Below are 19720 nucleotides of genomic sequence, written 5' to 3' on the forward strand. Positions count from 1 at the left end.
ACACCCCCGAGCGTGATTCAGGACCTGTGGGAAACCGGCCCGCCGGAACGCTCCCGGAACTGGCGCAGGCCAGGCGGTTCTCCACAGTGGGGCGGCCATCTCGGCTGCCGGTTCAATAGGGCAGTCGCTGGCCGTCCCATGCGAACAGCCCGCCACTGTCCATTGGCGTCAACCCGGCAAGGACGTGGAGCAGGTGCGCGGCGGCGACGGCAGGGGTGAACAACCGCTCTTGGGCCACGGCGGCTTGGAACGGGTGCGACAAGGGAGTGTCGACGGTGCCCGGATGCAGCGCAACGCAAATGGCATCCGGTCGCGAGCGCGCCAGTTCGATGGCCGTGGTCCGGATGATCTGATTGAGCGCCGCCTTGGACGCGCGATAGCCGTACCAGCCGCCGAGCCGGTTGTCGGCAATGCTGCCGACTTTTGCGGAGAGAGCCGCGAAGACCGCCCGCCCGTGCCGCGGCATCCGCGGCAGGAAGTGCTTGGCGACCAGCGCCGGGCCGATGGCGTTGACCTGGAACAGCCGCGCCATGGCGGTCGGGTCCAACGTGCGCCAACTCTTCTCCGGCTGCACCGCATCCTGATGCAGCAGGCCGCTGGCGATGAACACGAGATCGACCGCTCCGGCCATCGCCGCCGCATCGACGATGGACGATTCATCGGCAAGGTCGAGGAAGCCGGTGCGCAGCTTGTCCGCCGGCGCGAGCGGGCGGCGTGACAGGGCCAGCACCTCCGTCACCCCGGGGTCGGCGAGCAACCGTTGCGTCACGGCGGCGCCGATGCCGCCGCTCGCCCCGATCACAACCGCCCGGATCGAACCGGTGAAGCCTGCAACGCCGCTCATGACCCACCCTTCCTGCGGAGAGGAACGACAGACCGGTGTGTGGTCGATTCATCCGTGTCGGGTCCGTGTTGCCCCGGAAGGGGGGCCGCAGCTCCGAACCGGGAACTGCGGCCGCGTCCTACGCCGCCCTGAAGGCACGCATGTTGATGTCGCCTTCGGCGAGTTGGTTGAGTTTCTGATCGGTTGCCTTTTCCTCCTCAAGGGTCTGCTCGAGCAGACGGGCGACATCGGTCATGCCGCAGGTTTCGGCCAATGTCCTCAGCGAGCCGTAGCTGGCGATCTCGTAATGCTCGACCTTCTGCGCGGCCATGATGAGCGCGACATCGAGCACCTCCGCCGGGAGGCCCTCGTCGATGATCTCCTCGGTTTCCTCGATCAGTCCCTGGGTCGCCTCGCAGGTGTTTCCGCCCGGCTCGGCCCGCAGGATCTGGAAGATCTGCTCCAGGCGTTTGACCTGACCGTCGGTCTCGCGCAGATGGGTTTCGAAAGCCTGCTTGAGCTGAGGCGATGAGGCGGCCTCGACCATGGCCGGCAGGGCCTCGATGATCTGCGTTTCCGAGCTGTAGGTGTCCTGCAACTCCTTGATGAGGAGTTCCTTGAGTGCTTGTTCCGACATGAGCGCCTTCCCCGTGGGATGCTGGTGTTGCCGATGGCCGGAGTAGCTCGGCCATTGTCCTTCAACAGGGACCGGAGGCGGTTCGCGCAACGCAAGGATCCCCTCATCAGGGATTCTGTTGCCGTTGATGCCAATCGGGAGCAAGGCGACGCTGGAACGGAAGCGTACCCTGTCCTCGTCAGCCTGCAGAGGTTGATCCGTCGCCCTGGAGGGAACCCTGTGATGGCCGACCATTCCCAAGCCCGCGCTGCTTTTGCCGACCTCCACCAAACCGGCTGCTTCGTCATTCCCAATCCGTGGGACGTCGGAAGCGCCGTGATGCTGAAGCATCTCGGATTCCGCGCGTTGGCCACCACCTCGGCGGGCTTCGCCTTCGCGCGGGGGCTTCCCGACACCGATTGGGCGGTGCCGTGCGGCGACATGCTGGCCCACATCGCCGACATGGTCCGGGCAACCGACCTGCCGGTGAACGCCGATTTCGAGTCCGGCTATGCCCATGACTGCGAGGGGCTGGCGCGCAACGTGCGCCTCTGCGCCGACACCGGCGTGGCGGGCCTGTCCATCGAGGACGCCACGGGCGACCCGGCGAAGCCGCTGTATGACCTCCCTCACGCCGTCGAGCGCGTGGCCGCGGCGGCGGAGGCGTTGCGGGGAACCGGCGTCCTCCTGACCGCCCGCTGCGAGGCCCTGCTGGTGAACCACCCGGCGGCCGTCGAGGAGGCGCTGCGCCGCTTGCCGGCCTACGCCGCGGCGGGAGCCGACGTCCTCTACGCGCCGGGCTTGCGGACCCCGGACGTCATCGAGGCGGCGGTCGACGCCGTCCACCCGAAACCGCTCAACCTGCTGGTTTCGTCCCCGATCGGCTTGTCGGTGGATCAGATCGCCGCCCTGGGCGTGCGGCGCATCAGCCTGGGCAGCGGCCTCAACCGCGCCGCCTGGGGCGGTTTTCTCCGGGCCGCCCGGATGCTGGCCGAGCATGGGCGCTTCGACGCCCTCGGCGAAGCCGAACCGTTCGACGCGCTCAACGGGTTCTTCCGGACGCACAGCCGGCGAACGCCCTGAAGGACGGAGCCTGGGCAACGGCCCGGCCAGATCCGTCCCGGCCGTGGAGCGCCCGATGGCGCTCCACATGACCTCATCCGGACAGTGGCCGAGGCCGGCCTCTGCCGACGTTCGCCGACGCCCAAGCCCTTATGTGTTTCGGCGGCTCCCCCCGCCCCTGGGCGATGAGCCTTCCATCACCGGTTTCCGTACGGCGGCGCGCCAAAGATGCCGCCCCTGCCGAGCGCCTTGACCATGTTGCGCTGGAGCAGCCGCTCGGCGCAGCGTTCACGGTGACCGACGGCCGTCAGACCTCAAGCCTCCGCAACAGACCGGGAGCCGGGCGGCGCCCTTGCCGACGCTTCCGCACACCGAAAATTCGCCTTCTCCGCAAAAAGAAGTTTGTTAGCGCACAAATCTCAAGCTATCATATTTCGGTTGATGTAATCGCATAACGATTATGCACTGGATAGATCAAGGAGATCGCGCGTGGACGTGATCGCTGAACTGACGAGCCTGATCGGCGCCGACGCCGTCCTGACCGCCCCCTCCGACCTGGATGCCGTTACCGAGGACTGGCGGGGGCGCTATCGCGGCCCGGCGCTTTGCCTCGCGCGTCCCGCCAACGCCGGACAGGTGGCCGACGTGGTGCGCTGCTGCGCCAAGCACGGCGTCCCGGTCCTGCCGCAGGGCGGCAACACCAGCCTGTGCGGCGGCGCCGTCCCGTCGGAAACCGGCCCCGCCCCGGTCATTCTCAGCCTGACGCGCATGCGCGCGGTCCGCGCCATCGACCCGGTGAACAACACGATGGAGGTCGAGGCCGGCTGCGTCCTCGCCACCGTGCAGGAGGCCGCCGCCGCCGCCGGGCGGCTCTACCCGGTCAGCCTGGGCGCCGAGGGCTCCTGCCAGATCGGCGGCACCATCGCCACCAACGCCGGCGGCACGTCGGTCCTGCGCTACGGCAACACGCGCGAGAACGTGCTGGGGCTGGAGGTCGTGCTGGCCGACGGCACCGTCTGGTCGGGCCTCTACGGCCTTCGCAAGAACAACACCGGCTACGATCTGAAGCATCTGTTCATCGGTTCGGAAGGCACGCTCGGCATCATCACCGCGGCGACCCTGAAGCTGCATCCGCTGCCGACGCGCCACGCGGTGGCCTGGGTCGGGATGGCCTCGCCGGAGGATGCGCTGACCCTGCTGACCCGCGTGCAGGAGCGCAGCGCGGCCCGGCTGTCCGCCTTCGAGATGATCAACCGGCTGCAGCTCGATCTGGTGGTCGGCCATGTCCCCGGCCGCCGCAGCCCGATCGAGAGCGAGGCCGACTGGCACGTGCTGATCGAGCTGTCGGACAACGGGTCCGGCGAGGCGCTCGACGCCGAACTGCAGGCGATCCTGGAGGACGCCTTCGCCGACGGTCTGCTGAGCGACGCGGCCCTCGCCGCCAGCGAGGCGCAGCGCCACGCCATGTGGGAGGTGCGTCACAGCGTGTCGGAGGCCAACAAGAAGGCCGGTGTCGGCCTGACCACCGATTGCGCGGTGCCGCTGTCGGCGGTGCCCGCCTTCATCGCCGGGGCAACCGCGGCGGTGCGCGCGCTGGTGCCCGACCTGCCGGTGATCGTCGTCGCCCATCTCGGCGACGGCAACGTGCACTTCATTCCCTTCTTCACCTTCGACGCCTGGGAGGCCGCCGCATCGGGCGACCGCGACGCGCTCGCCGCCGCGCTGCGCCACGCCGTCAACGACGAGGCCGCCCGGCTGAAGGGCACCTTCAGCGCCGAACACGGGGTCGGCCGCGTCCAGCTCGCCGAGATGGCCCGCTACAAGGCGTCGGCGGAGCTGGCGCTGATGCGCGCCGTCAAGCAGGCGCTCGACCCGCAGAACATCTTCAATCCCGGACGGCTCCTGCCGCCCGGCTGATCATCTCCGCTTTTCCGCCCCCCATCCGCCGCCCCGGCCCATCACGAGGAGTTCCGACATGAGCACACGCCAATCCGGCTGGTCCCGCCGCACCCTGCTGAAAGCCGGCGCCGCCGGCACCGCGGCGCTCGCCATGCCGGCGATCTGGAGCCCGGCCCGCGCGCAGAACAAGCGCATCGTCGTGCGTGACGACGGCGGCATCTACACCAAGGCCTATGGCGAGGTCTTCTACAAGCCCTTCACCGCGGCCACCGGCATCGAGGTCGTTGGCGTCCAGGCCAACGCCGAGCCGACCGCGCAGATCCGCTCGATGGTCGAGGCGAAGTCCTACACCTGGGACATGGCCAAGATCAGCGAGCCGGCCATCCTGATGCTGACCGCCGGCGACAAGCCGATGCTGGAGAAGCACGGGCTGGAGAACGATCCGGCGGTCGCCGCCATTCCCAAGCAGTACATGTCGGCCTACGGCGTCGGCACCAACGTCTACACCACCGTGCTGGCCTACCGCACCGACGCCTTCAAGGGCCGCAAGGCGCCGACCTCCTGGAAGGATTTCTACGACGTCGCGGGCGTCCCCGGCCGCCGCGCGCTGCGCAAGCATCCCTTCGACACCATCGAGCAGGCGCTGATGGCCGACGGCGTGCCCACCGGCGAGGTCTACCCCTGCGACTTCGACCGTGCCTTCAAGGCGCTGGACCGCATCAAGAAGGACATTCCGATCTTCTGGACCAGCGGGGCGCAGGTCGAGCAGATGCTCATCTCCGGCGAGGTCGATCTCGTCCCGACCTGGGTGTCGCGCCCGCAGGCGGCGATCGCCGCCGGCGCTCCGGTCGGCATCGTCTGGGACCAGAACATCTGGGGCCTCGACAGCTGGGCCATCCTGGCCGGCACGCCGAACGCCGACGCCTGCCGCCAGTTCATCAAGTTCACCTGCGATGCCAAGCGGCAGGCGGAGCTGGTGAAGTACTTCCCGGCGGGCGTCACCCTGCCCGACGCCTTCAAGCACATCGACGCGGCGGTCGCCCCCAACTGCCCGACCTTCCCCGAGAACATCGAGAAGGGCGTCAAGATCAACGCGCAGTACTGGCTGGACAACCAGCAGAAGGCGCTCGAGCGTTACAACGCCTGGCTGCTGAGCTGAGGCGCCGGGACACCCCGTCTCTGAAGCCCTGTCCCTGAGGACCCGCAACCGGCCGGAGCCGCCCGCATGGCGGGGCCGGTTGCGGGGCTCCCGCATTTTCCCCATTCCCTTTTCGACGCGAGGAGACCTGCCATGTCGTCGTCCAGTCTAACCGTCCAGGGCCTCGCCAAGCGCTACGGCGATTTCGTGGCGCTCGCCCCCACGGATCTCGTGGTCGCCGACGGTGAATTCCTGACCCTGCTCGGCCCGTCGGGCTCGGGCAAGACGACGTTGCTCAGTCTGCTCGCCGGGCTGGTTCCGCCCGATGAAGGAATCGTGCGCATCGGCGCGCAGGACGTGACCTACGCCCCGCCCTACGAGCGCGACATCGGCGTGGTGTTCCAGAACTACGCCCTGTTCCCGCACATGACGATCGCCGAGAACATCGCCTTCCCGCTGAAGATGCGGAAGATCCCGGAGGCCGAGGCGAAGAAGCGGGCGCGCGAGGCGTTGGAGATGGTCCACCTGCCGCACATCGCCGGGCGTTACCCGCGCGAGCTGTCGGGCGGCCAGCAGCAGCGCGTCGCCCTGGCCCGCTGCATGGTCTACAAGCCGTCGATCATCCTGATGGACGAGCCGCTGGGTGCCTTGGACAAGAAGCTGCGCGAGCACATGCAGCTGGAGATCAAGCATCTGCATCGCGAGCTGGGGACGACCGTCGTCTACGTCACCCACGACCAGGAAGAGGCGATGACGATGTCCGATCGCATCTGCCTGATGAATTCCGGCCGCATCGAGCAGCTGGGCACGCCGGCCGACCTCTATTTCCGCCCGCGCACGCTGTTCGTCGCCGACTTCCTCGGCGAATCCAACCTGCTGCCGGCGGCCCTGGGGCCGCGTCTGGGCGACGAGGCGGAGATCCGGCTGGGCAGCGCCGGCATTCCGGGCCGCGCGCTCGCCAACGGCCAGGATCTGCCGCCGGGATCCTCGGTGCGGGTGATGGTGCGGCCGCAGAACCTGAGCATCGCCCGTCCTTCCGGCGACGAAACGGCCGTGATGGGCCGGGTGTCCGACGTGATGGTCACCGGCAGCCTGACCAAGGTCTACATGCAGCCGCTCGACGCCGCCCTGCCGCCGCTGGTCGCCGCCTTCGCCACCCGCAACGAGGCCGAGGCCATCCGCATCGACGACGTGCTGGCGCTGTCCTGGGACAGCCGCGACGCCGTGGTGATCCCGGACCGCGCCCCCGCCGCCGTTGCCGGAATCGCGGCCAAGGCGGCCTGACATGAGCGACCAGATCATGACCATGTCCCACGCCGCCCCCCGGCGCGCCGCCCCACCGGCTTGGCGCAAGCCGGTGCTGATGGGCGCCCCCATCGTCCTGCTCCTCACCGTCTTCCTGGTCTTCCCGGTCGGGCAGCTTCTGGCGCTCAGCGTTTACAACGGCCAAGGCTTCACGCTGGCGCCCTACCAGCAGCTCTTCTCGTCCAGCCTCTACGTCACCGTGCTGTGGATCACGCTGAAAATCTCGCTGGCGACGACGCTGGTCTCGGTGGCCGGGGCCTACCCCATCGCCTACCTGATCTCCGTCGCCAAAGGGCCGGCGAAGAGCCGCCTGATCTTCTGGGTGCTGCTGTCCTTCTGGACCAGCTTCCTGGTGCGCGCCTTCGCCTGGGTGATCATCCTCGGCCGCAACGGCGTCATCAACGGCACGCTGATGTCCCTGGGCATCACCGACCGGCCCATCGACCTGCTCTACGGCTTCGGCTCCGTGCTGGTCGGCATGGTGCACGCCATGCTGCCGCTGGCGGTGATGACCATGCTCGCGGTGATGGAGAACATCGACCGCACCCTGCCCCGCGCCGCCAGCACGCTCGGCGCGCGCCCCGGCACCGCCTTCTGGACCGTCTATTTCCCGCTGTCGCTGCCCGGCGTCGCCGCCGCGGCGATCATGGTCTTCGTGTCGGCCATCGGCTTCTTCATCGTGCCGGCCCTGCTCGGCGGGCGGCGCGAGACGATGATCACCCAGCTCATCATCGACCAGATCCAGCAGACGCTGAACTGGGGTCTGGCGGGCGCCATCTCGGTGCTGCTGCTGACGGTGGTGCTGGCCGTGTTCGTGCTCTACGACCGCGTCTTCGGCTTCGCGACGCTGACCGGCGAGACCGCCGGGGCCACGCACAACCGCGACACCGCCATGCGGCGTCTGGGCGGCCGGGTGCTCGGGCTGCTGGGTGCCGCGAGCGACGCCCTGATCGGCCTGTTCCCGCGCCGCCGCCCGCGCGGCACCGGCGAGACGCCATCCACCGCCCTGCGGACGGTGGTGTGGGCGATGCTGGTGCTGATCAGCCTGCCGGCCTTCCTGATGATCCCGCTGTCCTTCGGCAAGGCCGGGCTGGCCTGGCCGCCCACCGGCTTCTCCCTGCAATGGTACGAGCAGCTCTTCCAGTCGCCGCTGTGGATGCAGGCGCTGACCCGTTCGCTGGTGGTGGCCTTCGGAACCGGCCTGCTGTCGATGGCGATCGGCGTGCCGGCGGCCTTCCTGATGGTGCGCAGCCGCATGCGGGCCAAGGGCGCGATGCTGGCCTTCATCCTGTCGCCGGTGATCGTCCCGCGCATGATCATCGCCGTCGGCATGTTCTACCTGTTCGCTCAGATGGGGCTGGTCGGCACCATCCTGGGTCTGGTGATCGGCCACACGGTCGTCGCCGTCCCCTATGTGGTGATGACGATGACGGCGGTGCTGCGCAACTACGACACCCGGCTCGACCTCGCGGCGCAGAGCCTGGGCGCCCGTCCGCTGGCCGCGCTGCGCCACGTCACCTTCCCGATCCTGGGGGCCGGCATGCTGTCGTCCTTCCTGTTCGCCTTCGCCACCTCCTTCGACGAGCTGACCATCTCGCTGTTCTCGTCGGGCGGTCTCAGCGCCACCCTGCCCAAGCAGTTCTGGGACGAGGTGACGCTGCAGGTCTCCCCCGTCATCGCGGCCGTGTCGACCGGTCTCCTCGTCTTCGTCGCGGTGCTGATCTACGCCGCGGACCGGCTGCGCCGGCGCAGCCTGGCCTCCTGATCCGCGCCAGCACGGACACTCCACCTCTTCGCACTTCCAAGGATACATCATGCTCGATGCCACCAAACTCCGCGGCATTCTGCCCGCCACCCCGACGCCGGTGACCGCCGACGGCACCATCGACGTCGCCGCCTCGAAGGCGCTGTTCTCCTGGCTGAACCGCCAGGGGATCGACGGGGTGGTTCCGCTGGGCGGGACCGGCGAGTACGGCGCGCTGGCGCGGGCCGAGCGCAACCGCTTCGCCGCGCTGACGGTCGAGGCGATGGCCGGCAAGAAGCCGGTCATCGCCGGCGTGCTCGACACCGGTTATCACGACGCCCTGGCCGCCGGCCGCGACTTCGCGGCGGCCGGCGTGGACGGGCTGCTGGTCCTGACGCCCTACTACACCAACCCGACCCAGGCCGGCATCCGCGACTACTTCCTGCGCTACGCCGACGAGTCGCCGGTGCCGATCCTGATCTATGAGATCCCCTACCGCACCCGCATCGCCGTCGACCCGGAGGTCCTGCACGAGCTGTCGCGCCACGAGCGCATCGTCGGCATGAAGGCCTGCAACACCGACATGTACCATTTCCTGCGCACGATGGCCGGGCTGGACCCGTCCTTCGCCATGCTGAGCGGCGAGGACACGCTGTTCCCGCTGCATGTGGCCGCGGGGGCCAAGGGCGGCATCGTGGTCACGGCCAACCTCCTGCCGCGCGCCTGGCGCCTGGTCTTCGACCTCGCCTCGTCCGGCAAGACCGCCGAGGCGCTGGAGGTTCACCGCACCCTCATCCCGATGATGAACCTCGCCTTCGCCGAGACCAACCCCGGCCCGATGAAGTCGGTGATGGGCATGATCGGCGTGAACGCCCCGGCGATGCTGCCGCCGCTGCGCGAACCGCGGCCGGAACTGCGCGAGGCGCTGAAAAGCGAACTGTCGCGTCTTCTGGCCACCTATGAAGGGCTGCCGGCGGCCGCCGTGGCCTGACCGGTGGCAACGCTTGCGCGTGGCATCCGGCGCACCGGATGCTATGCGTAGGCGAACGATGCCGACGACGCGAGGACGAGCACCGATGAAGGCCGGAAAGACCACCATAACGGGCGGCGGAACGGGCGGCATGGCGGACGACGACGGCCGACGGGCCGACGATGGGCCGGCCGTGAAGCCGAAGGCGGACCCGCGCGCGTCGTCGCTGTTCGTCGGCTCGACCGAAAAGACCTTCCAGATCCTGCACGCCTTCGACGGCCCGCACCGGCAGATGCCGCTGTCCGAGATCGCCAAGGCGGCGGGCCTGGACCGCAGCGCCGCACAGCGGCTGGTCTACACGCTGGAGACGCTGGGCTATCTGCGGCGCGTCCACGGCACGCGCAACTACGCGCTCAGCCCGAAGCTGCTCCAGTTCTCCTACAATTACCTGCGGGCGAACGAGCTGATCGAAAAGGCGTCGCCCTATCTGCTGGAGATCAGCCGCAGCGTCGGCGAGACCGCCAATCTGCAGGAGCTGGACGGCCACGAGATCGTCTTCGTCGCCCGCTTCCCCGGCCGGCATCTCGTGAACATCGACATCATGGTCGGCAGCCGGCTGCCCGCCTATTTCACCGCGTCGGGCACCGCCATCCTCTCGCGCCTGTCGGAAGAGGAGCAGGAGGAGATCCTGGCCCGCACCGATCTTCGTCCGCTCACCCCTTTCACCGTGAACGACCCCGGCCGCCTGCGCGCCCGTGTGCAGGAGGCGGCGGAAAAGGGCTACGCCGTGGTGACCAACGAGACGGTGATGGGCGACATCTCGGTCGCCGCCGCCATCACCGACGAGCATGGGCACGCGGTCGCCGGCCTGAACATCTCCGTCCCCACCACCCGCTGGACGCCGGAGACGGCCGAGCAGGAACTCGCCCGGCATGTGCAGGTGGCGGCGACCTCGATCTCCGTCAACAAGTTCGCCGGCTATCCGCGGTAGCGGCATCCGGCGGGCGTTTCGCCAACACCGTCATCACCGCCACAAGGCGGTGATGACGGTATCGATCCGCGGATAGGCCGCGGGTGAAATGCTCGTGGGCCCGGATGCCGGCCCGGATGCCGGCCCGGATGCCGGTGGGTTGACACCAAGTCCTGCGGATTGCGAGTCATGCAGCGATTGCCGGAGGACCGTGCCGCGTGATTCACCGGAGAGACCACGGCGACGAGGTCTCCCATGGCCGCTCCGGTTCCACTGCGCAGCGATTACGATGCCAAGGCAAGGGCGCGCCCCTGTCGCTGCCGCGCTGCACGAGCGAGGCGATGGCGTTGCACCTGGAGGAGATCGCCCGCGCCGTGGCGCCCGGCGCCCATGCCGTCGTGCTGCTCGATCAGGCCGGCTGGCACACCTCGGCCAAACTGCCGGTCCCCGGCAACATCACCCTGCTGCCGTTGCCGCCGAAGTCGCCCGAGCTGAACCCGGTGGAGAGCATCTGGCGGTACATGCGCGGTAACAGGCTCCCCAACCGGATCTTCGCCTCCTCCCAGGACATCATGGATCACTGCTGCTACGCCTGGAACGCCCTCCTCGAGCCACCCTGGACCATCATGTCCATCGGTCTGCGCGCGGACTGCGCGACTGGGCGCATCGGTCATGATCCGCGAGCCTTGGTATAATTCAGGGTGGAGGAGTTTCAGGGGAGCAGGTCAGACGTTCGGTCAGGCCTGACGCGTTGCTGCCGACAACGTCAACTCACTCCCATCGGTGTTGGTCCGAAACGCAAAAAGCCCGTCTCTTGCGAGACGGGCTTTTTGGTGATGTTGGTTGCGGGGGCACGCAACCGCCTTTGTTTGCTCCTCTCGGCCACTCACCTCCCTCTAAAACGGTGCAGGTAGTTGAGCACGCTACGGCAACGCCTCTGCGGAACTACGGTCCAGCCTTTCGCGGCTGGCCGCGAGCGTGGCGGGGTTGAGGTCACCGTGCTTCGCCGCGTCCATGGCACAGGTCATGGCCCGATAGAATTGCGCGCCGTCGAACGCGATAAGCAACAGATCGACCCCGGCGTTGAGCGCCTCCTCCACCGCCCGGCACAGGCCGTATTGATAGACGGGCGCCATGACCAGATCGTCCGTGACGACCAAACCGTCGTACCCCCAGTCCCGGCGGATCACCCCGTCCACCACACGTTGCGAATGGGACGCCGGGCGGTCGGGATCGACGGCGCTCAGGATCACATGGCCGACCATCAGCAGCGCCTGCGGGTTGCCCGCCAGAACATGACGGAAAGGTCTCCAATCCGTGGATTCCAGCGTTTCACGGCTGTCCCCGATGGCGGCTCGGAAATGGTGGATGTCCGTGCCGACGCGGCCCAGGCCGGGGAAGTGCTTGACGGTCGGCTGGACGCCGGTCTCGGCCAGCCCGTCGGCGTAGGCGGCGGCAACGTCCCCGACGACCGCCGGGTCCCCTGAGATCGCCCGCCGCGCGATAAGGCTGTTGAAATCCAGCGGGTCGGGCGCCCTATCGGTGCGGAGGTCGAGCACCGGTGCGAAGTTGATCGTGACGCCGAGCGACCGCAGGTCCCGGCCATGGTCGCGGCCCAAGGCGCGCGCGGCGGCGTGCCGCTCGTCAGGCGGCAGGCCGGCCAGCGCGGAGGGGGCCGGGCGGTTGGGAAGCCACGGCGACAGTTTCGACACGATCCCACCCTCCTGGTCGGCGGCCACCCGCAACGGGGGGAGCCCGACGTGCCGGCGGATGTCCTGCAACCGGCGGATCTCGTCGCGCAACTCCTCCGCCGTCCGCCCGGCCAGATTGCGCCGCGAGACGAAGATGCCGCCGATCAAGCCGCGCGCGGCGAGCCCTTCGACCTCCTCAACCCGTTCGTAACCGACCATGAAATGCCGGCCCAGTTCGGACACCACCGCCTCCGGAGCCGACAGGACGGAGGCCTTGCGCAACTGGAAAGCCCCCTCCGCCCCCAGCACCGCCAGGGGAACCGCGGCCCAGAGCGCCAGCATCGCCACCCGTCGCCTGACTCCGCGTCTCAGCACGATCAGCAGACCGCAAAGCCCGGCCACCGCGATGACCGGACCCGACCCGCCGCGCACCGCCATCAGGTAAGGGTCGTGGATGTTGGCCCCGGCGGCGACCAGCAGCAGGCCAAGGCACCAGCCGATCGCGCGGCTCATCCTTCGCCCACCCGCCAGTCCACGCGCTGGGTCACCGCCATCACCGCGGACAGGACCAAGAACAGCGCGACCGACCCCACCAGCAGCGAATACGTCTCCAGACTGAGGAGCACATAGAGGAACCCGAACAGGCCGCCCAGCGCCGTAGCGAAGATTGCTGCCGGGACCATGCGCCGGGTGACCGCCGCGGTGTAGAGCGACGCCTGGGTCAGGACGAAGGCGGCACCGATCCAATAGCCGGCGGCATAGCCCAACGGTTCGGCGAAGGACACCAGCAGAAGGGGGAACAGCGTCACTGACACCCCCAGCAGTCCGTATTGGATCGTGTGGATGCGCGCCACCGACAGAAGTTCGATCAGCCCATAGACGGTGAAGGACAACACGACGAAGAGGATGCCGTACTTCGACGCGCGATGGATCATCCGGTAGGTGGGAACCGCCTCCAGCAGGTCGACACCGACGGAGGGCCCGCGCATTTCCGTCGATGTCTCGGACAGCCGGGACGAGGTCCAGAGCGGCGGCTGGGCATAATCCACGCTTCGCCAGCGCGCCTCGAACGCCGCGTCGGTGACGGTCGAGTCCGTCGGCAGCGCCGTGCCGACAAAGCTCGGCGTCGGCCAGGGCGCCGTGACGACCGCTTCGGCCTTCCGCCCTATCAGGACGTGCCGGAAGGAGCCGGTTCCGCGGAGCGTCACGGTCGCCTGGAACGGCGTCTTGCCGGCTGTGGCGGGAAGCACCCCCATTGGGGGCTTGGCCACCAGAAGAGCGCCCCGGCATTCCTCGGCAAGGATGTCCAGTTCGCCGCAGTTGCGCCACGCAACCGCCGCCCCGTCCCAGGCCGCATGGTCGCCGGCCGTCATGCCGGCCAGATCCGACGCTTGCAGCAACAACAGGCTGTCCTTCCAGAGAATCGTGGCGCCCTTCCCGACCCGCGCCTCCACGTTGGATTGCGACGGCATGGAAAAGGTCCCGGCCATCTCGACCGATGCCGTGTAGACAGTGGCGGAGAACAGGCCGCGCGCCTTCCGTTCGGGGACCAGTTCGACCTTCGTGGACAAGGTTTCGGGCGCGATCTTCAGATAGTGGCGTGAGAGTCCGCTGGCATCGACGTAGGGCACCACCAGGACCGGCGCCTGCACGGTCTGGTCCGGCCCCCAGCTTTTCATGAAGTCCGCCCGCAGGCCGCCCTGACGCGCTTCGCGATCCCCGATGATCGCCGAGATCGGCCACCCCGCTGCCAGCGTCGCCAGCAGAAGCAGGGCGATCTGACCGACCTTGAGGGAGCGGCGGTCAGGCGGCCGCGGCGGCGCGGCGGGGTTCGGCATCGGCGGTTCGGGTGGGGTGCTCAAGCGGACTCTCCTGGAAGCGGGGCCACGAAGCGGCAGTGGGCGATGGGCGGCGGGCGATGGGCGGCGGGCAGCAAGCAGCCGGCCCAGCCGGGTTGTGCCGTCACCATGACGGGGCACCGTGCCGCGGCGATGACGCCGCCGTGCAACCAGCAAGGAAACTGTGTGCAGAACCCGTGCAGCTTTTCGGATAAGGTGGCGCCGCCCCTGCCCAAGACCGCCATGCCCAAGATCCTGCTGATCGACGACGATCCCCACATCCGCGACATCGTCCGCTTCGCCCTGGCGCGGGAAGGATTCGCCGTCATGGAGGCGGGGGACGGCGCGCGCGGGCTCAATCTGGCGCGGGAGGACGCACCCGACCTCATCCTCCTGGACATCGCCATGCCGGAGATGGACGGCACGGAGGTCTGCCGCCGGCTGCGCCGCGACAGCCGGGTGCCGATCATCTTCCTGTCGTCGCGCGACGACGAGATCGACCGGATTCTGGGGCTGGAGCTCGGTGGCGACGACTATGTCACCAAGCCTTTCTCCCCGCGTGAGCTGGTGGCGCGCGTCAAGGCGGTGCTGCGCCGCGCGCTCCCCTCGGAGCCACCGCCTTCCCCACCGCCGCCGCCGGAGCTTCGGCACAACCGCCTGCGGCTGGACCTGGACGGCGTTCGCGCCTTCTGGGACGAGGCGGAGGTGGTCCTGACGGCGACCGAGTTCGGCCTCCTGCGCACCCTGGCCGAACGTCCGGGCAAGGTGTTCAGCCGCGATGCCCTGATGGACGGCGCCTACGCCACCGAGCGCTACGTCGCCGACCGCACGGTGGACAGCCACATCCGGCGGGTCCGGGCCAAGTTCCTGGCTGTGGGCGGCGCCCCCGTCGAAACCGTGCACGGGCTGGGCTACAAGCTGTCGGATTGCCGATGAGACGGTTCCGGCCAACCTTGCCCCGGCCGACCTTGCACCGGCCCATAGGGCGCCTGTCCATCGGAACCGTGCTGCTGGTGATGACGCTCGCGGCCCTGACCCTGCCCTTGAGCGGTCTGTGGTTCCTGCGCCTTTACGAAAGCGCCCTGCTCCGCCAGACGGAATCGGAGCTGATCGCCCAGGCCGGCGTGGTCGCCGCCGTCTATCGCGATGCGTGGCGCCGCGCCGGGGGGCGGACGGAGGAACTGGGCCCGCCCGTCGATCCTCTCTGGACACACCCGCCGGGGTTCGACGCGCCCTGGACGCCCCGTTTCGCCGGGCTGGACCTGGCGGAGGACCCGATCCTGCCCGCCGCTCCCGATCCCGCCCCGGTCCAGAGCATGCCCGCCCCCGCTTCCCGGACGGCGGGGGCCTCGCTGGCCCCGATCCTGCGCGAGGCGCAACGCGTCACGCTCGCCGGCATGCGGGTCACCGATCCCCAGGGCATCGTCGTTGCCAGCACCGGAGAGGATCTTGGCCTGTCCCTGGCCGCGCAGGAGGAGGTCCGCCACGCCCTGGCGGGCAACGCGACCAGCGTGCTGCGCGAACGCAACAGCCGCCACAAGGCGCGGGCGGAGGGAAGCACCGCGCCCGAACGCAGCCGCTCGTTGCGCATTTTCACGGCCCATCCGGTGCTCGACGAGGGCCACGTGGTCGGGGTCGTGGTGCTGTCGCGCACGCCGCGCAGTTTGGCCGACACCCTGTACGGCAAGCGCTGGCACCTCGCCGGGTTGGCGGTGGTTCTGCTCGCGTCGGTGGGGATGCTGGCGCGTCTCGGGACCGTCGCCATCAGCCGCCCGCTGCGCGCCGTGACCGCGCTGGCGAAGCGCACGGCGGACGGCGAGCGCGGCGTGATGGCCCCCGTGCAGCGCCCAATCGTGCGCGAGGTGGCCGAGCTGTCGGACGCGCTGACCCGCATGGCCGCGACGCTGGAGCAGCGGGCGGACTACATCCGCGACTTCGCCGCCCATGTGTCGCACGAGTTCAAGACCCCGCTCACCACCATCCGCGGCACGGTGGAGCTGTTGCGCGACCATCTGGACACGATGTCGGCGGAAGAGCGGGACCGCTTCCTGGCCAACATGGACGCCGAGGCCGAGCGGCTGTCGCGCCTCGTCCGCCGTCTCCTGGAACTGGCGCGGGCCGACGTGATGCGGGTGACCGAGGAGGTGGCGACCGACGCCGTGCCGGTCGCGGCCCGTCTTGCCGCCCGCCACGGCGCCATGGCCTCCCTTCCCCCGTCGCTTCCGGTCGCCATGGGAGCGGAGGCGCTGGAAAGCGTCCTGGCGAACCTGATCGAGAACGCCCGCCGCCATGCCGGCCCGGATGCGCGCGTGGAGGTCGCGCTGGCGGCCGACGGCGGCGGCGCGGTTCTGCGGGTCTCCGACGACGGGCCGGGCGTGTCGCCCGCCAACGCCGGCCGCATCTTCACACCCTTCTTCACGACCACAAGGCAGAGCGGCGGCACCGGTCTCGGCCTCGCCATCGCTCGCGGGATCGTCGAGGCGCATGGCGGGACCATCGCCCTGCTGGCCTCCGAGCGCGGCGCCCTGTTCGAGGTCAGGCTTGCCCGACCGGACAACGACGCCTGAACCGCCAAGTTTGCCAAGGGTTCTGCCAAGGGTTATGGAGCGGACTGCCGCAGCCCCAGCCGGGTCATCATCTTCAAAAGCCCCACCCGCGACAGGCCAAGCCGGCGCGCGGCGGCGCTGTGGTTGTTCCCGGTGGAGGCCAGTGCGGCGCTGATCATCCTGCGCTCCAGCGCCGCCACAGCCTCGGCCAGGGTGACTGGCGGGGCCGGGGCGAGAGCCGCCGGATCGCCGCTGCGGGCAAAGGCAAGGTCGGCCACCGTCACGATATCCCCCTCGGCCAACGCGGCGGCGGTCGTGACCACCGCGCGCAATTCGCGGACGTTGCCCGGCCATTCCTGCTCCGAGAGCCACGCCAGCGCGTCCGGCGCCAAGCACAGCCGCCGCGGAGAGGCGTCCGTCAGGAAGCGGACCGCCAGAAGCGCCACGTCCTCGCGGCGCTCCGCCAGGGCCGGCGTGCGCAGGATCAGCCCCTTGAGGCGGTAATAGAAATCCTCGCGCAATGAACCCTGCGTCACCATGGCCTCCAGGTCGCGGTGGGTCGCCGAGACCACCCGGACATCCGCCATCCGGGGCTGGCGTCCACCGACCGGCGTGTAGGTGCCTTCCTGAAGGAAGCGCAGCAGCTTGACCTGCATGGCCGGCGGCATCTCGCCGACCTCGTCGAGGAACAGGGTTCCGCCATGGGCAGCGGCCACCAGCCCCGGACGGTCCTGGTGGGCTCCGGTGAAGCTGCCCTTCAGATGCCCGAACAGCTCGCTTTCCAGAAGCTCCGCCGGGATGGCGCCGCAATGGACGGGCACGAAGGGGCCGGCGCCGCGCGGGCTCGCCGCGTGCAGGGCGCGCGCCACCAGCTCCTTGCCGCTGCCGCTGGGTCCCAGCACCATCACCGGCACCTCTGCCGGGCCGATGCGGCGGATCATCTCCTTCAGGCGCAGAATAGCCGGGCTGGCGCCGACCATCCCGTCCTCCTCCGTCCGGGCGGCGCGCAGGGAGGCGAGTTCCCGCTCCAGCCCCTGCTTGGCGAGGGCGCGGGCAACGACGAAGCGCAACAGCTCCGGCTCCACCGGTTTGGCCAGGAAGTCCCAGGCGCCCTCGGCCACCGCCCGCAGGGCCAGTTCATGCTCCGCGTGCGCGGTCAGCACGACCACCGGCACCGCGGCGAAGGCGGGAACGAGGGCCAGCCCGGCCTCCGGCGTGCGTTCGGGCGGCATGACGAGGTCGAGCAGCACCAGATCGGGGCGCTCCCGCTGGAAGAGGTCGCGCGCCTGCGCCCCGTCCGCGGCGGTGACCACCCGGTGCCCCTGCTTTTCCAGCCACGCCGCGGCGAGCCGGAGAAAGGCGGGTTCGTCATCGACGAGAAGCAGCGTGCTCATAATGGAAACCTCAGGCGGACGCAGGTGGACCATCCCGGCCGTTCGGTCAGCGCGACCGAGCCGCCATGGGCGGCCATGATCTTGGCGACGATGGCGAGCCCCAGCCCGGTGCCCCCCTGGCTGCGCGACACGAAGGGCTGGAACAGCGAAGTGCGGATCTCCTCCGGAACGCCGGGACCGTCGTCGCACACCTCGACCGTCACGCCGCCGGGGTCGCGCTCCGCGCACACCAGCGCACGACCGCCGGCCTCCCCGGCGTTGTCCAGCAGGTTCGCCAGGGCCTGCCGCAAGCGCGCGGGGTCGGCGCGCAACGTGAGGCCCGGCGGGATGTCGGCCGTCACGTCACCGCCGAGCGCTACGAGCGCATCCGCGAGATCGACCTCGGCCAGTTCCACCCGCCACGGCTTGGCGTAGTCGAGCAGGTCGCGCACCAGGGCATCCATGCGGGCGAGTTGGGTCCGAACCTCGCCGCGCGTCTCCGGCGGGGCGTCGGCCACAGCCATCGCGACGATGTTCATGGGGTTGCGCAGGTCGTGGGCCACGGTGGCGGCCAGCGCCCCCAGTTCCGCCAGCCGCTGGCGTTCGGCGAAGGAGCGGCGCCGGGCGAGGTCGTCACGGGCCTGCGCGACGAGGTCGGCCAGCACCCCAGCCACACGGCGCGGACCGGGCGGGGCATGGTCCAGTTCGACTGGATCGAAGGCCGCCGGCGTGCCACCGTCGGCGAGCGAAAGTCGCTCGCGCAACAGCCGGTCCGCCGTGGCCGTCAGCGCGGCCTCGTCGCCCGCCTCCTGCAATTCCCGGCGCCAGCGGGCCAGATCGTCGGCGGTCACCTCGCCGCCGGGATAGACGATGCGGTCGGCCAGCCGGCGGAGCGGCCCGGCAATGCCAAGCCCCCCGAGCAACGCGACGGCGGTCCACAGGAACGGCGCGCCGGCCCGCTCCGCAGCGAATCCTGCGCTCAGGGCCGACACGAGAGCCGCCAGCGCGATCAGCAGCCCCCAGCACACCGCCCGCACGGCCCAGCGGTTCACCGCCATCAGCCGGTAACGCAGCACGGCGTAGGCCAGCACGACCAGATACAGGGGAAGCAGCAGCAAAGGCCAGGGGTAGGCGTCGACACCAAGCACCGGAAAGGCCAGCCCGCCGACCGACAGCAGGCCGAGGCCGGAGGACAGCAGCACCAGCGTCAATTGCCGGCGACGCACACCGCCGGCCCCGCGCCATTCGTCCAGCAACAGCCGGTGTCCCGCCGCCGCCAGCCCCACCGTGGCCGCGACCGCGGCCAGCCCGGCCCCTTCATACCGGAACAGAGTGCCCACTCCCGGCCACGGAACGAAGCGTCCGGCCCCACCGATCAGCGCAACGAGCGTGGCGGCGATCCCCGTCGCATAGGCCCAGCGCATTCCCGAACCGGCACGCCCCGTCAGGGTGGCGGCAACATGGACGAACACCGCGCCACCCAGCGGCGCCAGAGCCATCAGCGCCGCACCGAACGGGCCGGGAAACAGCAATCCGACCGACCAGCCGCCAACCAGGAGCAGGAACGCCGCCAGCGGCCTGGTTCCGGCAAGCGCCCCTCCATGCCGCCACAGCAAGGCAGCCAGCCCGGCGCCCCCCAGCGCGCAAAGCCCCATGGCCGTAACCAGCGCCGCCGATGCCGTCATCTCGACCACCCCCCATCCGATACAGGTGTATCCAACGTTGACAGGGACCCTAGCGCATTT

The 19720-nt window shown here is 69.6% G+C and carries 15 protein-coding genes and 1 pseudogene; 10 read left to right on the top strand and 6 right to left on the bottom strand.

Going from position 1 to position 19720, the window contains the following annotated elements:
- Positions 1-112: 112 nt before the first annotated feature.
- Entirely contained in the window at positions 113-844 is a 732-nt protein-coding gene (locus H0B54_RS10185) for an SDR family NAD(P)-dependent oxidoreductase (protein WP_188260192.1), read from the bottom strand.
- A 118-nt stretch (positions 845-962) separates the two neighbouring features.
- Complete coding sequence (locus tag H0B54_RS29745) at positions 963-1790, bottom strand: YciE/YciF ferroxidase family protein (protein ID WP_246472440.1); 828 nt, start codon at positions 1788-1790, stop codon at positions 963-965.
- On the opposite strand from H0B54_RS29745, the gene H0B54_RS10195 reads away from it, so the two are divergent.
- From H0B54_RS10195 to H0B54_RS10230, 8 genes and pseudogenes are all read left to right on the top strand, one after another.
- Positions 1683-2522: an isocitrate lyase/PEP mutase family protein gene (locus H0B54_RS10195; RefSeq protein WP_188260193.1), complete on the top strand. Its 840-nt coding sequence runs from the start codon at positions 1683-1685 to the stop codon at positions 2520-2522. The genes H0B54_RS29745 and H0B54_RS10195 overlap by 108 nt on opposite strands.
- A 468-nt stretch (positions 2523-2990) precedes the next feature.
- Positions 2991-4418 carry an FAD-linked oxidase C-terminal domain-containing protein gene (locus tag H0B54_RS10200; protein ID WP_188260194.1) on the top strand — a complete coding sequence of 476 codons (1428 nt, stop codon included), beginning with the start codon at positions 2991-2993 and terminating at the stop codon, positions 4416-4418.
- Positions 4419-4476: 58 nt separating this feature from the next.
- On the top strand, positions 4477-5559 hold the full coding sequence (locus tag H0B54_RS10205; RefSeq protein ID WP_188260195.1) for an ABC transporter substrate-binding protein: 1083 nt from the start codon (positions 4477-4479) through the stop codon (positions 5557-5559).
- Between the two features lie 132 nt (positions 5560-5691).
- Entirely contained in the window at positions 5692-6822 is a 1131-nt protein-coding gene (locus H0B54_RS10210; RefSeq protein WP_188260196.1) for an ABC transporter ATP-binding protein, read from the top strand.
- A gap of 1 nt (position 6823) precedes the next feature.
- Positions 6824-8608: an ABC transporter permease subunit gene (locus H0B54_RS10215; protein ID WP_211109289.1), complete on the top strand. Its 1785-nt coding sequence runs from the start codon at positions 6824-6826 to the stop codon at positions 8606-8608.
- Positions 8609-8657: 49 nt separating this feature from the next.
- Complete coding sequence (locus H0B54_RS10220; protein WP_188260197.1) at positions 8658-9578, top strand: dihydrodipicolinate synthase family protein; 921 nt, start codon at positions 8658-8660, stop codon at positions 9576-9578.
- Positions 9579-9663: 85 nt separating this feature from the next.
- Positions 9664-10548 (top strand): IclR family transcriptional regulator, encoded by an 885-nt coding sequence (locus H0B54_RS10225; RefSeq protein WP_188260198.1) that lies wholly within the window; start codon positions 9664-9666, stop codon positions 10546-10548.
- Positions 10549-10820: 272 nt separating this feature from the next.
- Positions 10821-11222: pseudogene (locus H0B54_RS10230) on the top strand (transposase); the annotation flags it as partial.
- A gap of 228 nt (positions 11223-11450) precedes the next feature.
- Here the strand turns inward: H0B54_RS10230 and H0B54_RS10235 are convergent.
- Together H0B54_RS10235 and creD are read right to left on the bottom strand one after the other, a co-directional pair.
- Entirely contained in the window at positions 11451-12731 is a 1281-nt protein-coding gene (locus H0B54_RS10235; RefSeq protein WP_188260199.1) for a glycoside hydrolase family 3 N-terminal domain-containing protein, read from the bottom strand.
- Positions 12728-14080: a cell envelope integrity protein CreD gene (creD, locus tag H0B54_RS10240; RefSeq protein ID WP_246472441.1), complete on the bottom strand. Its 1353-nt coding sequence runs from the start codon at positions 14078-14080 to the stop codon at positions 12728-12730. The genes H0B54_RS10235 and creD overlap by 4 nt, the downstream gene beginning before the upstream one ends.
- Positions 14081-14242: 162 nt before the next feature.
- Here creD and H0B54_RS10245 point away from each other — a divergent pair, with 162 nt between their 5' ends.
- Positions 14243-14992, top strand: coding sequence for a response regulator transcription factor (locus H0B54_RS10245; RefSeq protein ID WP_343068922.1), 750 nt, complete (start codon positions 14243-14245; stop codon positions 14990-14992).
- A 17-nt stretch (positions 14993-15009) separates the two neighbouring features.
- On the top strand, positions 15010-16623 hold the full coding sequence (locus tag H0B54_RS10250) for a sensor histidine kinase (protein ID WP_246472442.1): 1614 nt from the start codon (positions 15010-15012) through the stop codon (positions 16621-16623).
- A 32-nt stretch (positions 16624-16655) separates the two neighbouring features.
- Here H0B54_RS10250 and H0B54_RS10255 read toward each other — a convergent pair whose 3' ends face one another.
- Both H0B54_RS10255 and H0B54_RS10260 read right to left on the bottom strand, forming a co-directional pair.
- On the bottom strand, positions 16656-17996 hold the full coding sequence (locus H0B54_RS10255; RefSeq protein ID WP_188260202.1) for a sigma-54-dependent transcriptional regulator: 1341 nt from the start codon (positions 17994-17996) through the stop codon (positions 16656-16658).
- Positions 17993-19660, bottom strand: a complete 1668-nt coding sequence (locus H0B54_RS10260; RefSeq protein WP_188260203.1) for a sensor histidine kinase — start codon at positions 19658-19660, stop codon at positions 17993-17995. Before H0B54_RS10260 ends, H0B54_RS10255 begins: the two co-directional genes overlap by 4 nt.
- Between the last annotated feature and the right edge of the window lie 60 nt (positions 19661-19720).

This window comes from Azospirillum tabaci (genome assembly GCF_014596085.1).
Classification (GTDB): Bacteria; Pseudomonadota; Alphaproteobacteria; order Azospirillales; family Azospirillaceae; genus Azospirillum; species Azospirillum tabaci.